Consider the following 13,200-nt stretch of genomic DNA (forward strand, 5'->3'; position numbering starts at 1 on the left):
GCCCGCGTCGCCGGCCTTACCAGTTCACGGCGCCCATGCTGCGCGCCGGCTGCCAGCTGTAATACAGGCCGACCGAGTCGTAGCGCTGCTGCCTTTCGACGACGTTCGGGAAGGAAAAGCCGCGCCGGGACGTCAGGTATTTGAGCGTGAGCGCGTGCGGGCCGGACAAGCGGTAGCTGAGCGAGGCGTCGCCGCGCAGCACGCGGTCCTTGCCGCCGGATTCGAGGCCATGCTGCTTGCCGTCGAAAAAGGCGCTCGAGCTCAGGTCCAGCGACAGCTTGTTGTCCCAGATGAGGCGCAGTCCCAGCATCGACTGCGGCGCGAAGCCGTAGTGGTATTGGCCGCCCGAGTTGGCGCGGATCGTGCCGGTGGACACATAGCCGACGCCGGCCGAGGCATGGGCCTGCAGCGCCAGCTCGCGCGCCAGCCACACCTGCATATTGCTGCCCAGAGAGACGCCGGTGCTGGCGATGCGGAACAGCTGGGGCGACAGGTAGTCGTAGCTGCCGTAGACCCCGGCGATGCCGCGCATCCGCTCACCGTAGCCATAGGTCGTCCCGACCAGCATGCCGCGCGAGGTCAGGCTTTCGAGGCCGTTCGCGTTCGACACGCGGGCGCGGAACAGGAAGTAGTCGAAGGGCTTGCGATAGGTATAGCCTTCCTTGCCCGGCAGACCGTACTCCAGCGCGAAGTCGGCCGCGACTTCCCTGCGCTTGGTCGCCAGGGATGGGCCGACGTTGCTGCTCGACGGATTGCTGTAACCCAGCTGCAGGCGCGAGAAGGTGGCGGGCGTGGCCCCGGCCCACAGCGAGGCGGCGCGGCGCGAGCCCTTCTGGCGGTTGTACTCCAGCGAGGGCGAGACCAGCGCCGCCCCCACTTCGCGCCATGGCGACGTGCCGTCGCCACGGTCCAGCACCAGGTTGGCCATGCGGTACAGGGCTTCGCCCAGGAAGCTGCCGCCGAAGCTGGTGGTGATCTGGTCGTTGCGCGAAGGCGGCGTGGTCTCGCCGGCGATTTCCCACACCGCGCTGCCGGCGAAGGCATAGCCCATCGATTCCCAGAACGTCAGGCCGTTGCTGCGCGCGATATTGAAGTAGACCGAGCCCTGGTAAGGGTGGCCCATCTGGTTGATCTCGAAGGGATCGCGGTCCTCGACCCAGCTGCTGCGCAGGTTGCGGCGCACGGAGCCGATGCTGACGCCGTAATCGTCCGGCTTGACGAAGGCGTGGTCGATGCGGTTCAGCACCACCTGGAAGCCGAGGATCTCCAGCGCCGCCGCGCCGTAGCTCTTGTACTCGCGCGAGTCCGCGAAGACCTGGGTTTCCCTGGGCGGCGCATGGGCCACGGGGATCGCCGCCGGGTCGGCCGGCTGCTGCTTCTCGACCTCCTGCGCATGCACTGTGCCGCCGGCCAGCGCGAGCAGGATCGCTTGGGCCAGTAATTTCATTTTTCTCCGATTCGCTACGATGCAAAGTATTGGCATTAATGTAACAATTACAGATGAACCGTGTCGCACGAGAAAAAACAATGTCCTCCACGCCCTTGTCCAAAATCCCGGCCCCATCCGCCGCACCCGCACGCCTGAGCGCGCGCGGGCTGCGCTCGCGCTTCGGCGGCCCCTTCGACTTCGAGGTCCGGGCCGGCGAATGCGTCGCCATCCAGGGGCCATCGGGGGCCGGCAAGAGCGTGCTGCTGCGCATGCTGGCCGACCTCGACCCGCACGAGGGCGAGATCCTGCTCGACGGCCGTTCGTGCGCTTCAATGCCTGCGCCGGCGTGGCGCGCGCAAGTGGTCTACCAGGCGGCCGAGCCGGCGTGGTGGGAAGCCACGGCGTGCGAACATTTCGGCGACGACCAGGACGGTTTTCTTGACGAGACCCTGCCCGCGCTCGGCCTTGCCGCCACGCTGCTGGACACGGAAATCGAGCGCCTGTCCACCGGCGAGCGCCAGCGCCTGGCCCTGGTCCGCTCGCTGGCCAGGAAACCGCGCGTGCTGCTGCTGGACGAGCCCACCGCGGCGCTCGACCCGGCCTCGGTGGTGCGCGCGGAGGCGCTGCTCGCGGCCTGCCTGGCGCGCGGCATGGCGCTGCTGATCGTGACCCACGCCGCCGATCAGGCGCAGCGGCTGGCGCACCGCATCTTCCACCTCGAGCACGGAAGGCTGACGACGCAATGAACGCCATCCACCTGGGCGCCTGGGACCTGCTGGCGGCGGCCGTGCTGATCCTGGTCGACGCCGCGCTCTCGCTGGCGCTGCGCCTTGGCGTGCATCGCCAGATCCTGGTCGCCGCCGTGCGCATGGTGCTGCAGCTGGCCATCGTCGGCATGGTGCTGCGCAGCGTGTTCGCCTCCGCCTCGCCTTGGGCGACCGGCGCCGTGATCCTCTTCATGATCGGCGCCGCCGCGCGCGAGGTTGCGACCCGGCCGAAGCAGCGCCTGAAGCGGCGGATGAATTACCAGATCAGCGCCGCGGTGGTCGCCTGCGCCGGCTTCGCCACCGTGCTGCTGGCCCTTACCACGGCGGTGCGTCCGGACCCGTGGTATGCGCCACGCTATGCGATCCCGCTGATGGGCATCGTGCTGGGCAGCGTGCTGAATGCGGCCTCGCTGGCGCTGGACGGCATCCTCGACGGCGTGGTGCGCGAGCGCGCGCGCATCGAGGCGCGGCTGGCGCTGGGCGCGTCCTTCCGCGAGGCGATCGGGCCGCTGGTGCGCAATGCGACCCGGCGCGGCATGATTCCGGTGGCGAACCAGATGTCGGCCGCCGGCATCATCACCCTGCCCGGCATCATGACCGGCCAGCTGCTGGCCGGGATGGACCCAATGGAAGCGGTGAAGTACCAGATCCTGCTGATGTTCCTGCTGGCCGGCGCCAGCGGCCTGGCCTCGGCCGGCGCCGCGCTGCTGGCGGTGCGGGCGCTGAGCGACCACCGCCATCGCCTGCGCCTCGACCGATTGCGCTCTCAAGCCAGATAGGTGGCGCGGCCCGAGACGTCGTGCAGCACCTCGCGCGCCGCATTGTGCCCGGGCGCCCCGGTCACGCCGCCGCCCGGATGCGCGCCGGCGCCGCAGGTGTACAGGCCCTGCACCGGGCCGCGGTAGTCGGCGTGCCCCAGCATCGGCCGCGCCGCGAACAGCTGGTCGAGGCCGAGCGCGCCATGGAAGATGTCGCCGCCCACCAGGCCGAAGGTGCGCTCGAGGTCCAGGGGGCTCATGATCTGGCGCCCGAGCACGGCCCCTTTGAAATTGGGTGCGTAGCGGGTGACCGTCGCTATCATCAGGTCGGCAACCTGCTCGCAGTGATCGTCCCAGCTGGCGCCGTCGGGCAGCTGCGGCGCCACGTGCTGGCAGAACAGGCTGGCCACATGCTGGCCGGCCGGGGCCAGGGTCGGATCCAGGGTCGACGGGATCAGGATCTCGACGATCGGTTCGCGCGCCCAGCCGAAAGCGCGCGCGTCGTGGTAGGCGCGTTCCATGTACTGCAGGCTGGGCGCGATGATAATGCCGCTGGCGTGGTGCTCGGCCGCCTCCCGGCCGGGCAGGCAGCTGAAGTCCGGCAGTTCGGACAGGGCCACGTTCATGCGGAAGGTGCCAGAGCCGCAGCGCCAGGCCTGCATGCGCCGTAAAAAATCGGCGGGCAGCACGCCCGGGTCGACCAGCCTGGTGTAGAGCAGGCGCGGGTTCAGGTTCGACACCACCACCCGCGCATCGATGCGCTGCCCCTGCGCGGTGACGACCCCGGTGGCGCGCCCTTTGCTCGTGAGGATCTCGCTGACCGCACAGCCGGTGCGGATCTCGACACCCTGCGCCTGCGCCGCTTTCGCCATCGCCTGGGTGATCGCGCCCATGCCGCCGATCGCATGGCCCCAGGCGCCCTTCTTGCCGTTCACCTCGCCGAACACGTGGTGCAGCAGCACGTAGGCCGAGCCGGGCGTGTAGGGGCTGGCGTAATTCCCGACCACGCTGTCGAAGCCGTAGGCGGCCTTGATCGGCGCGCTCTCGAACCAGCCATCCAGCACGTCGCCGGCGGACTTGGTGAACAGGTCGAGCAGCTCGCGCTGTGTAGCGAGCGGCAGCCGGGCGACGCGCTTGCCCAGCTTGCCGGCCTTGAGCAGCTCGGGTAGCAGCTCGAGCCACCCGCCCTGCACGCGGTTCGGCGGCGTCTGCAGGACCAGCTCGCGCAGCAGGTCGGCGGCGGCATCCAGGTGCGCCGCATAGTCGTCCAGCCGCCCGGCGTCGCGCGGCGAAAACTTCGCCACCTCGGCGGCGGTCCTGCCGGCGCCGAGCTTGAGGTAGCGCGTGTCGTCCAGCGGCAGGAAATTCGATAGCGGACGCTCGACCACGCGCAGGCCGTGCGCGGCCAGGTCCATCTCCTGGATCACCTTGGGGTTCAGCAGCGAGACCGTATAGGACGCGACCGAATTGCGGAATCCCGGATGGAATTCCTCGGTCACCGCGGCGCCGCCGACTACCTGGCGCTGTTCCAGCACGGTCACCTTCAGCCCCGCGCGGGCCAGGTAAAAGGCGCAAACCAGGCCATTGTGGCCGCCTCCGACAACGATCGCATCGCGCATGCACGGTCTCCGGTCTTGAAATAGCGGGGATGTGAGCTAATATACAAGTTGCTCAGCGGATGGCAAGCATCCAATCCTCAACGATGAAGACAGATCACAGCGCCACGACAGTTTGCGAGAAGTTCGCCTGGCTTCATTAAGCTCGGCGGCGGCCCCGTGCGCCGTTTGCCGAGCTCCCCCTTCCAGCCTGTTCCGCCGCCCGGCCCCGCCGGCGGTCCTTCGTCACGTCCGTATCACACCCTGGAGTTCACCATGAGCCCGAATATCACGCTGTCGAAAACCGATTTCAACCGCATCGACCTGATGCTGGAAAAGCTGGCCGCCGTGCGCATGCACGGCAAGGAAGCCCTGTCGAACGAATTGCTGCGCGCCCAGGTCGTCGAGCCCTGGGAGGTGCCGCCGATGGTGGTGACCATGAACTCGACGGTACGCTTCCGGCTGGACGGCAACGGCCCGGCCCTGTGCCGCACCCTGGTCTATCCAAAGGACGCCGGGCTGCAGCCGGACACGCTGTCGGTGCTGACCCCGGTCGGCAGCGCCCTGCTCGGCCTGTCGGAGGGCGACCGCATGCAGTGGACCCATCCGGATGGGCGCGAACTCACGGTCGAGGTGCTGGAAGTGCTCTACCAGCCCGAGCGCGCCGGCGATTTTCATCTGTAAGCCGGCGACTGCCCTAATCCAGCGTGCGGTTGCGCGACTCCACGTCCACGCACAGGATCGCGAGCGCGCCGAGCGCCAGGAAGCCGGCCAGCATGAGCAGCGCCAGCGTGAAATGCGCCGTCATCACCGGCGCGATCACGGCCGGCGCCAGCAGCCCGCCGAAACGCGCCACGGCGCCCGCCAGGCCCATGCCGCTGGCGCGCAGGGCGGTCGGGTAGACCTCGGGCGTGAAGGCGTACAGCGCGCCCCATGTCCCCAGCAGCGCAAAACTCATCAAGAGGGTCGAGCCGACCACCAGCGCCATCGCGCTGCCCAGGCTGTAGCCCAGGCAGCCCACGGCGCTCAGCAGCAGGAAGCCGATCAGGGTGGGCTTGCGTCCCCAGCGCTCCACGCCATAGGCTGCCAGCGCATAGCCAGGCACCTGGGCCAGCGCCAGCACGATCAGGAATTCCTGACCGCGTATGAAGCCGAAGCCCTGGGCGCTCAGCTCGACGGGCAGGTAGACGAACACGCCGTAATAGGCCACCGAGATCAGCGCCCACGCCGAGAACAGCGACAGGCTGCGGCGGCGCAGGTCGCGGTCGAACAGCGCCGAAAGCCGACGCGCCGGTGCGGCTTCCGGCTGCAGCAAAGGGATCGTCACCTCGCGCTTGTTGACGCGGGCGACGCGCTGCAGGACGGCGCGCGCCTCGTCCGCCCTGCCGGTGCGGTTCAGGTAGATCGGGGACTCGGGTATCGACAGCCGCAGCACCACGCCCACCAGCGCCGGAATGCCGGTCACGAAGAAGATCACCCGCCATGCATCCGCGCCCCAGCGCAGCGCAGCCAGCGCCAGCACCGCCAGCAGGATGGTGCCGACCGCCCAGAAGGATTCGAGCAGCACCAGCCAGCGTCCGCGCCGCTCGCTGGGCAGGAACTCCGCCATCATCGTGTAATCGACCGGCAGCGTGCCGCCGACCCCGATGCCGGTGAGGAAGCGCAGCGCCAGCAGCCAGCCGAAGTCCGGCGCAAAGCTGGACGCCACGCCGAAGCAGGCGTCGACCAGCACCGCCGCCATCAGCACCGGACGGCGCCCGATGCGGTCCGCCAGGCGCCCGAACACGAAGGCCCCGAGCAGCATGCCGACGAAGAACCAGGTCCCGCTTTCGAGCGCGCGCGGCATCGCGATGCCGAAGGTCCGGGCGATCGAGGGCGCGCTGAAGCCGATCGCCAGCACCTGCATGGCGTCGGCCATCCACACCAGGCCGAAGATCGCGAACAGGCGGTACTGGAATCTGCCGACGCCTGCCGCCCGGATGCCCTGCTCCACTGTTGCGGGTAATGCCGGCATGTGTTTTCCTTCCCTTGAAAGCATGAGTAAATATTTAATATTTTCTTGCGGGGTAAATATAGTCATGCTAATTTTAGAACCAGGAATCGCAGATGCCCGCCCCGCTTGGCCTATTCATGGCAATACCCGGAAATCATGAATCTACGCACATGGCTATTGTCCGTTCTGTTGGCGTTTTTCGGGGTTCTGCCGGCCTGCGCCTACGCCGTCGGCGAGGGCAATCGCGCGATCGAACCGCAATCCAAAATTGCACTCGTCATCGGCAATGCACACTATACCGATGCCCTGCCCCTGCCGAATTCCGCGAACGATGCGAGCGATATGTGCGCCGCCCTCAGGAAGCTGAATTTCGAAGTCATCTGCAAGCTCGATATCGCCACCAAGCGTGAATTCAAGGACGCTATTTACGAATTTACCGGGAAAATCAATTCGCGCAGCGTCGCCCTGTTTTACTACGCCGGCCATGCGGTACAGGTAGAAGGGATCAATTACCTGATCCCCGTAAAAGCGGTGATGCGCACCAGGAGCGATATCGAGGACGAAGGCGTCCAGATCAATTACCTGATGAGCGAACTGCAGCCGCGCCAAGCGCTGTTGAACATCTTCCTTCTCGACGCCTGCCGCAACAATCCCTTCGCCAATCCGATTCGCGGCTATGTGCCGATGATGGGCCTGGCGTCGCAATTGTATGCGCCGCGCAACAACATCGTCGCCATGTCCGCGGGCCCCGGCCAGCAGGCCCTCGATGGCACCGGCCGCAACGGCACGTTCACCAAGAATCTGCTGCAGAACATCAGTGTGCCGCGTTTGACGATCGAAGAAGCCTTGAAGGCAGTCAGCAGCGGCACGCGCGCCGATGCCGCGCGACTCAACTACCAGCAGGAGCCGCAGATCAGCGCGTCATTCGGCGAGAAATTCTGCCTGGCCGGCTGCGGCGATCCGGCGCCGCCCGCGCCCGATGACGGCCTGCTGAAAGCGAAGACCGCTGAACTGAACCGCCTGCAGGCCAGCATTGCCGAGGCCAGGGCGAAGCAGGCGGAACTCGATTCGCAGCAGGCCTTGCTGCTCAAGAAGCGCGCCGAACTCGACTCGCTGCGCCAGGGCCTGGCCGACGTCGAAACCCGGAAGGAAGAGCTGGAAAAGCGCCGCGCGGAAATATCGCAGCGCGAACAGGAGCTCGACAAGCTCGGCAACGAGGTCAAGACGTCCACTGACAAACTGAAAGAGCTCGAAACGGTGCGCTTGAGCCTGCAGCAAAAGCAGGAGGAAATCGAAAGGATGCGCAAGACACTTGTAGCGCAACAGGCCACCATCGACGCCGCCAACCAAGAAATCGCGACGCGATCGCTCAAGCAAAAGCAGGACGAAGCCAAGAAATCGAAAGAGGAAGAAAAGAAAGCGCCACCCGCCACGGTCGTACCCACTTTCTAACGCAGTTTACACAAAGGGGATCCATATGAGGGTAAGAAACGCAATTTCGCTTGTTCCGTTCGTCCTGGGCACGCTCGCCTGCGCCGCAGCGCACGCACAAACTGATCCTCCTAAAACGCAATTCAGTATCGGCGCCAAAATCTGGCACGCCTCGTGGCTGTCTTACGTCCCTGCAACCTATACCGGCATCGATGCCAACGGTGGGCCTGCGCTTGGCGACAGCGTGAATGGCGCCGACGGGACAGGAGACACCAGCGTTCTACCCTTGCTCGGGGTTAGGCACGGTAAATTCTTCGGATCGGTCAGTTACGGAAACTATTCTAGCGATTTCCATGTCCTCAGCAGCTCGATAATTCTGCCCAATGGCCAGAATCTGATTACCTCGCGTACCGACCATTTCAAGCGGCGCGAGAGCGATCTCAATGTCGGCTACTACCTCACCCCCGAAATCGGCATCGCGCTCGGCTACAAGGATGCCACGGAAAGCCGGGACACGACCCTCGCAGTTGCACCGCAGAGCACCCCACTGCTGAGCACAAAGGCCAAGACGCTCCTTTTGGGCGCCGTGGGCAGCTTCGCGGTCTACGAAAAGCTGCGATTCTATTTCCAGGCCGCTTATGGTCCCGCCAGACTGAAGCTCCGGTTTGCCGACCCCGCGCTGAGTAATTTCAGTACCAACGGCAGTTACCTCATCGGCGAGTTGGGCCTCAGCTATCCGATCTTTACGAAAGCAAGCGGGTATGGAGGAGCAACGGCTTCCCTCGGATATCGTACACAGACGGTCAAGACGGACAGCTACGCGAAGTTCCAGGAAGGCCGGGAACTGCGCGACGTGCGCGACGGCGCAATCCTGGCACTGGTCTTCACCTTGTGATGCAGTGACATGCCGGCCTGGCGACCGCAACCGGTCCGCCGGGCCGGTACGACCGTTCCCTCCGACGAAGCGCCTCCTATGATCAGCTATAAGGTCCGGCAATGAAATTCTCGATTGCGGCGAAATTCAATATCGTCTTCCTGTCCATCTTCGTGGTGGGCTTCGGCGCCGCCAGCGCCGTCACGAATTACCTGCTGCGCCAGAACGCCAGGGAGGAAACCCTGGAGAATGCACGCGTGCTGATGCAGTCCGCACTGGCGGCGCGCAGCTACACGGTGGGCCAGATCGTGCCGCTGCTGGACACCCATCTGAAATATGAATTCGTGCCGCAGTCGATCCCCTCGTATGCCGCCACCGAGCAGCTCGGCCAGCTGCTCAAGCAGTATCCCGATTTCACCTACAAGGAAGCGACGCTCAACCCCACCAACCTGCGCGACCGCGCCGCCGACTGGGAAGCGGACCTGATCAACACCCTGCGCGCCAAGCCGGCGCTGAACGAACTGGTGGGCGAGCGCAGCACCTCGGTCGGCCCGGCCCTGTACGTGGCGCGGCCGCTGCAGATCAAGAACGAGGCCTGCCTGCGCTGCCACAGCGTGCCCGACGCCGCGCCCAAGACCATGACCGACATCTACGGCCAGAACAACGGCTTCGGCTGGAAGCACATGGAGATCGTCGGCGCCCAGGTGGTCTCGGTGCCGATGGAGGTGCCGCTGCGGCGCGCGAACGCGATGCTGCGCACCTACATGCTGTCGATGCTGGGCATCTTCGCCTTCCTGTTCGTCGCCCTCAACCTGATGGTGCATTACTTCGTCACCCGCCGCATCACGCGCATGTCGCGCCTGGCCGACCAGGTCAGCCTGGGCCAGTTCAACGACGAGGAATTCGAGGTCAAGGGCAGCGACGAGCTGTCGACGCTGGCGCGCTCCTTCGCGCGCATGCGTTCCAGCCTGGCCAGTGCGATGAAGATGCTGGACGAGTAAGCGGACGGCAGGCGCATGATCGGACAGCTAGGCAAATACCGGATCGACAGCATCCTCGGCAAGGGCGCGATGGGTGTCGTCTACAAGGCCTTCGACCCGTGGATCGAACGCGTGGTCGCGCTCAAGACCATCCGCAAGGAGATGTTCTCGGAAAAGGAGCAGGCCGACCTGATCGACCGCTTCAAGAACGAGGCCCAGGCCGCCGGACGCCTGAACCACCCCAACATCGTGACCGTCTACGACTACGGCGAGGATGCCGAGTCGGCGTATATCGCGATGGAGTTCGTCGACGGCGTCGGCCTCGACACCCTGCTGGCGCAAGAGCGCCCCACCGACCTGCCCAGGGTGCTGGCCTGGATGGGCGACCTTTTGAAGGGCCTGGAGTACGCCCACTCGCGCGGCGTGGTGCATCGCGACGTCAAGCCGGCCAACCTGTTGATCACGCGCGCCGGCCAGGTCAAGATCAGCGACTTCGGCATCGCCCGCATCGAATCCTCGACCCTGACGCAGGCCGGGGCCATGGTCGGCACGCCGAGCTATATGTCGCCCGAACAGTTCCGCGGCGACGCCATCGACGGCCGCTCGGACGTGTTCTCGGCTGGCATCGTGCTCTACCAGCTGCTGACCGGCGCACGCCCCTTCAGCGGCACGGCCTCGATCGTGATGCAGCAGATCCTCAACGAGGAGCCGGCGCCGCCTTCGCACGCCCTGCCTGCGCTCGGCACGTGCTTCGACGCGCTGCTGGCCAGGGCGATGGCCAAGCAGCCGGAAGCGCGTTACCCGGGCGCGCGCGCCTTCCACGAGGCGCTGCTGGCCGCCGCCAGGAGCAGCGAAGCCGACCCGGATGCGACCCGGCTGGCGAGCGACGACCGTACCGCGCTGGCGCCGGCCATGCCGGCCATGCCCGCCGCGCCGGCAGCGCTTGCCGAAAGCAGCGGTATCGCGACCATGACACCGTGGAAGCGCGAAGCCCTGCCGGAAGTCGAGGCCAGCCTGGCGCGCCAGATCGGCCCGATGGCGCGCTTCCTGCTCAAGAAAGTCGCCGACAAGGCCGAGGGCCTGGACCACCTGTCCGAGCTGCTGCTGCCGCATATTCCCTCCGAGGTCGGCCGGGAGCAGTTCGGCCAGGCCCTCGCCCAGATCAGGAAGAAGCTGGACGCCAGCGGCACCGGCAGCGGCGCCACCCGCGCGTCCGGCCAGGCCAGCCTGTCCGGCGCAGCCCAGCCGGGGCTGGCGTCCGCCGTGTCGCGGCCGCCGCGCCCGGAGAGCTTCGACACGGGTTATGCCGACGCGACCGCCGACAAGCTGGTGGCCATCATCGGCCCGATCGGCCGCGTGGTGGTCAGGCGCGCCATGAAGCAGACCAGCGACAAGCAGGCCTTCCTGCAGCTGCTCGCCGGCCACATCGACAATCCTGGCGAGCGCACGCGCTTCCTCGCGGACGCCGGCGCCAGTTCCTCAACATGACCGGGTCCCAGCAATGACGATGCCGATTCCCCTCTCGCCGCCGCGCCTGCACCGCCTGCCGGGCATGCTGGTGGCCGGCGCCACCGACATCGGCCCGGTCCGCAGCAGCAACGAGGACAACTTCCTGCTCGACGAAACGCTCGGGCTGGCGATGCTGGCCGACGGCATGGGCGGCCACGCCGCCGGCGAAGTGGCGAGCGCCGGGGTGCTGACCGAAGTGCGCGCCTACCTGGCGCTGCACGCGCCCCACCTGCCGGCCGTCGACCTCGACGCCACCGTGCCGGCCGATCCGGATGCGACCTGGTCGGATCCGGCCGCCGCCGCGGTGCGCCTGCTGCACGCGGCGGTGAGCCACGCCAACGCCAGCCTCTACGAACAGAACTGCGCACGCAGGCGCGCCGACGGCGACGGCATGGGCGCCACCCTGACCGGCTTCTGGCGCGCGTCGAGCACCGCGCCGCTGGTCGCCTTCCACGTCGGCGACAGCCGCCTGTACCGCCTGCGCGAAGGCGTGCTGGAGCAGCTGACGCGCGACCAGACCCTGTACCAGCAGGCGCTCGAAGCCGGCATGCTCGACCCGCTGCCGCCGCGGAACCTGCTGCTGCAGGCGGTGGGGCCTTCGAACTCGGTGACGCCGGAAGTGCGCTCGCACCTGGCCGTCGCCGGCGACGTGCTGATGCTGTGCAGCGACGGGCTGCACGGCAGCGTGCCGCACGGGGATATCGAGGACGCGCTGGCGCAGGCGAACGAAGGCAATCTGGATCAGGTGTGCGGGCGGCTGATCGGGATGGCCAAGGACTGCGGCGGACGGGACAACATCACGGTGGCTGTCGCGCTGTGCGACGGCTGAACAACGCGGAAGGGAGACTTTCATGGGCTGCGCGAACGACGATTTCTTTCTCGATGCAGACGCACTGGCGAAAACCAGGGAACGCGCCAGGTCGGGCATCCAGATGCCGGACCAGGTCAAGATCGAGCGCAACGCCATCCTTTACCGGATCGGCCACTCGAACAAGGATATCGAGACCAACCTGTCGTCGCCATGGTGGATGTCGGACGCCAGCTTCGACTACCTGCGCCGCCAGGCCGGCCGCGAGGCCGACCGGCAGCAGGTCGGCGGCGTCTTCCAGGAACTGTTCCGCAACAAGCTCGCCGTGCCGCACAGCTTCGGCCTGGCCGACATGCTGGTCAAGGTCGCGGTGCGCCAGCGCCTGCGCGCCTTCAGCGGGCGCGGCGGCTACATCGGCGACACGCAGGAAGGCGGCGAAGTCGTCGGCTGGATCGGCGGTTTCGAGCTCGCCCAATACTTCATACCCGGACTGCGGCTGGACAAAGGCGGCGCCTCGCCGATGGCGAAGTCGGCCCTGGAGGTGCTGGCCTACCAGCCGCTCCAGTCCTTCATCCAGTCCCGCCACGGCCACTAGCTTCGCGCTTCAGGCCGGCCGCGGCGTGGTCAGGTTCAGCACGGCGATGCCGTGCCTGGCGGCGCCGGTCGCTGGATGACGGGCCGCCGCGGCGAATGCAGCGCTGCCCTGGACCGCGCCCGGATCGCGCCTGAACGCCGCGACGGCCGCGTCCCAGATCTGCTCCGCCCTGGCGCGGTCGACGCCGACCTCCTCTTCGACCAGGGCCACCGCCTGCACGCGCGTGGGCGGATCGGCCAGTACCCTTTCCAGCGCGTTCAGGTCGTCCAGGTTCAGGTAGCGCTCGAACGCCCGCTGCAGCGCCGGCAACCTGCACACCGCCTTGCCGATGATGTAACCGACAGCCCCGCCGCCCAGCATGGCCGGCAGCGACATCGGCCCGGCGCCTGCAATCGCCCCGAAGGCCACGCCCACCGCAGCCATGCTGCCTTCGCAAACCGCTCTTCCGGTTATCGGCATAT

13 protein-coding genes are annotated in these 13,200 nt (G+C 67.0%); 9 read left to right on the forward strand and 4 right to left on the reverse strand.

The features are described 5' to 3' along the window. Positions 1-16 precede the first annotated feature (16 nt). On the reverse strand, positions 17-1,447 hold the full coding sequence (locus tag LQV39_RS21300) for a DUF3943 domain-containing protein (RefSeq protein WP_230028809.1): 1,431 nt from the start codon (positions 1,445-1,447) through the stop codon (positions 17-19). An 80-nt stretch (positions 1,448-1,527) separates the two neighbouring features. Here LQV39_RS21300 and LQV39_RS21305 point away from each other — a divergent pair, with 80 nt between their 5' ends. After that, positions 1,528-2,175: an ATP-binding cassette domain-containing protein gene (locus LQV39_RS21305; RefSeq protein ID WP_230028811.1), complete on the forward strand. Its 648-nt coding sequence runs from the start codon at positions 1,528-1,530 to the stop codon at positions 2,173-2,175. Beyond that, positions 2,172-2,975: an iron export ABC transporter permease subunit FetB gene (gene fetB, locus LQV39_RS21310; protein WP_230028813.1), complete on the forward strand. Its 804-nt coding sequence runs from the start codon at positions 2,172-2,174 to the stop codon at positions 2,973-2,975. The genes LQV39_RS21305 and fetB overlap by 4 nt, the downstream gene beginning before the upstream one ends. Here the strand turns inward: fetB and LQV39_RS21315 are convergent. Continuing rightward, positions 2,963-4,573 carry an NAD(P)/FAD-dependent oxidoreductase gene (locus LQV39_RS21315; protein ID WP_230028815.1) on the reverse strand — a complete coding sequence of 537 codons (1,611 nt, stop codon included), beginning with the start codon at positions 4,571-4,573 and terminating at the stop codon, positions 2,963-2,965. The genes fetB and LQV39_RS21315 overlap by 13 nt on opposite strands. A gap of 252 nt (positions 4,574-4,825) precedes the next feature. On the opposite strand from LQV39_RS21315, the gene rnk reads away from it, so the two are divergent. Continuing rightward, positions 4,826-5,233: a nucleoside diphosphate kinase regulator gene (rnk, locus tag LQV39_RS21320; RefSeq protein WP_230028817.1), complete on the forward strand. Its 408-nt coding sequence runs from the start codon at positions 4,826-4,828 to the stop codon at positions 5,231-5,233. A gap of 13 nt (positions 5,234-5,246) precedes the next feature. On the opposite strand, the gene LQV39_RS21325 is transcribed toward rnk, so the two are convergent. Beyond that, positions 5,247-6,563 (reverse strand): MFS transporter, encoded by a 1,317-nt coding sequence (locus LQV39_RS21325; protein ID WP_230028819.1) that lies wholly within the window; start codon positions 6,561-6,563, stop codon positions 5,247-5,249. A 45-nt stretch (positions 6,564-6,608) separates the two neighbouring features. Here LQV39_RS21325 and LQV39_RS21330 point away from each other — a divergent pair, with 45 nt between their 5' ends. The 6 genes from LQV39_RS21330 to LQV39_RS21355 all read left to right on the forward strand — a co-directional run bounded on the left by LQV39_RS21330 (position 6,609) and on the right by LQV39_RS21355 (position 12,739). Continuing rightward, positions 6,609-7,994: a caspase family protein gene (locus LQV39_RS21330; protein ID WP_230028821.1), complete on the forward strand. Its 1,386-nt coding sequence runs from the start codon at positions 6,609-6,611 to the stop codon at positions 7,992-7,994. 25 nt (positions 7,995-8,019) lie between these two features. Beyond that, on the forward strand, positions 8,020-8,868 hold the full coding sequence (locus LQV39_RS21335) for a hypothetical protein (protein WP_230028823.1): 849 nt from the start codon (positions 8,020-8,022) through the stop codon (positions 8,866-8,868). Between the two features lie 101 nt (positions 8,869-8,969). Next, a complete protein-coding gene (locus LQV39_RS21340) occupies positions 8,970-9,848 on the forward strand; it encodes a DUF3365 domain-containing protein (RefSeq protein ID WP_230028825.1) in 879 nt (292 codons plus the stop codon). 15 nt (positions 9,849-9,863) lie between these two features. Further along, positions 9,864-11,315, forward strand: a complete 1,452-nt coding sequence (locus LQV39_RS21345) for a serine/threonine-protein kinase (RefSeq protein WP_230028828.1) — start codon at positions 9,864-9,866, stop codon at positions 11,313-11,315. 19 nt (positions 11,316-11,334) lie between these two features. Beyond that, positions 11,335-12,165 carry a PP2C family serine/threonine-protein phosphatase gene (locus LQV39_RS21350; protein ID WP_230028831.1) on the forward strand — a complete coding sequence of 277 codons (831 nt, stop codon included), beginning with the start codon at positions 11,335-11,337 and terminating at the stop codon, positions 12,163-12,165. Between the two features lie 22 nt (positions 12,166-12,187). After that, positions 12,188-12,739, forward strand: coding sequence for a hypothetical protein (locus tag LQV39_RS21355; RefSeq protein ID WP_230028833.1), 552 nt, complete (start codon positions 12,188-12,190; stop codon positions 12,737-12,739). 9 nt (positions 12,740-12,748) lie between these two features. Here the strand turns inward: LQV39_RS21355 and LQV39_RS21360 are convergent, their stop codons facing one another. Continuing rightward, entirely contained in the window at positions 12,749-13,198 is a 450-nt protein-coding gene (locus tag LQV39_RS21360; protein WP_230028835.1) for a hypothetical protein, read from the reverse strand. Between the last annotated feature and the right edge of the window lie 2 nt (positions 13,199-13,200).

The sequence above is a fragment of the Massilia sp. Bi118 genome (assembly GCF_918697865.1).
Lineage (GTDB): Bacteria > Pseudomonadota > Gammaproteobacteria > Burkholderiales > Burkholderiaceae_D > Telluria.

What these genes read in the sequence shown, in the direction of transcription:
- LQV39_RS21300 (WP_230028809.1), bottom strand. Translation starts at nt 1,447, where the DNA reads ATGAAATTACTGGCCCAAGCGATCCTGCTCGCGCTGGCCGGCGGCACA.
- LQV39_RS21305 (WP_230028811.1), top strand. Translation starts at nt 1,528, where the DNA reads ATGTCCTCCACGCCCTTGTCCAAAATCCCGGCCCCATCCGCCGCACCC.
- fetB (WP_230028813.1), top strand. Translation starts at nt 2,172, where the DNA reads ATGAACGCCATCCACCTGGGCGCCTGGGACCTGCTGGCGGCGGCCGTG.
- LQV39_RS21315 (WP_230028815.1), bottom strand. Translation starts at nt 4,573, where the DNA reads ATGCGCGATGCGATCGTTGTCGGAGGCGGCCACAATGGCCTGGTTTGC.
- rnk (WP_230028817.1), top strand. Translation starts at nt 4,826, where the DNA reads ATGAGCCCGAATATCACGCTGTCGAAAACCGATTTCAACCGCATCGAC.
- LQV39_RS21325 (WP_230028819.1), bottom strand. Translation starts at nt 6,563, where the DNA reads ATGCCGGCATTACCCGCAACAGTGGAGCAGGGCATCCGGGCGGCAGGC.
- LQV39_RS21335 (WP_230028823.1), top strand. Translation starts at nt 8,020, where the DNA reads ATGAGGGTAAGAAACGCAATTTCGCTTGTTCCGTTCGTCCTGGGCACG.
- LQV39_RS21340 (WP_230028825.1), top strand. Translation starts at nt 8,970, where the DNA reads ATGAAATTCTCGATTGCGGCGAAATTCAATATCGTCTTCCTGTCCATC.
- LQV39_RS21345 (WP_230028828.1), top strand. Translation starts at nt 9,864, where the DNA reads ATGATCGGACAGCTAGGCAAATACCGGATCGACAGCATCCTCGGCAAG.
- LQV39_RS21350 (WP_230028831.1), top strand. Translation starts at nt 11,335, where the DNA reads ATGCCGATTCCCCTCTCGCCGCCGCGCCTGCACCGCCTGCCGGGCATG.
- LQV39_RS21355 (WP_230028833.1), top strand. Translation starts at nt 12,188, where the DNA reads ATGGGCTGCGCGAACGACGATTTCTTTCTCGATGCAGACGCACTGGCG.
- LQV39_RS21360 (WP_230028835.1), bottom strand. Translation starts at nt 13,198, where the DNA reads ATGCCGATAACCGGAAGAGCGGTTTGCGAAGGCAGCATGGCTGCGGTG.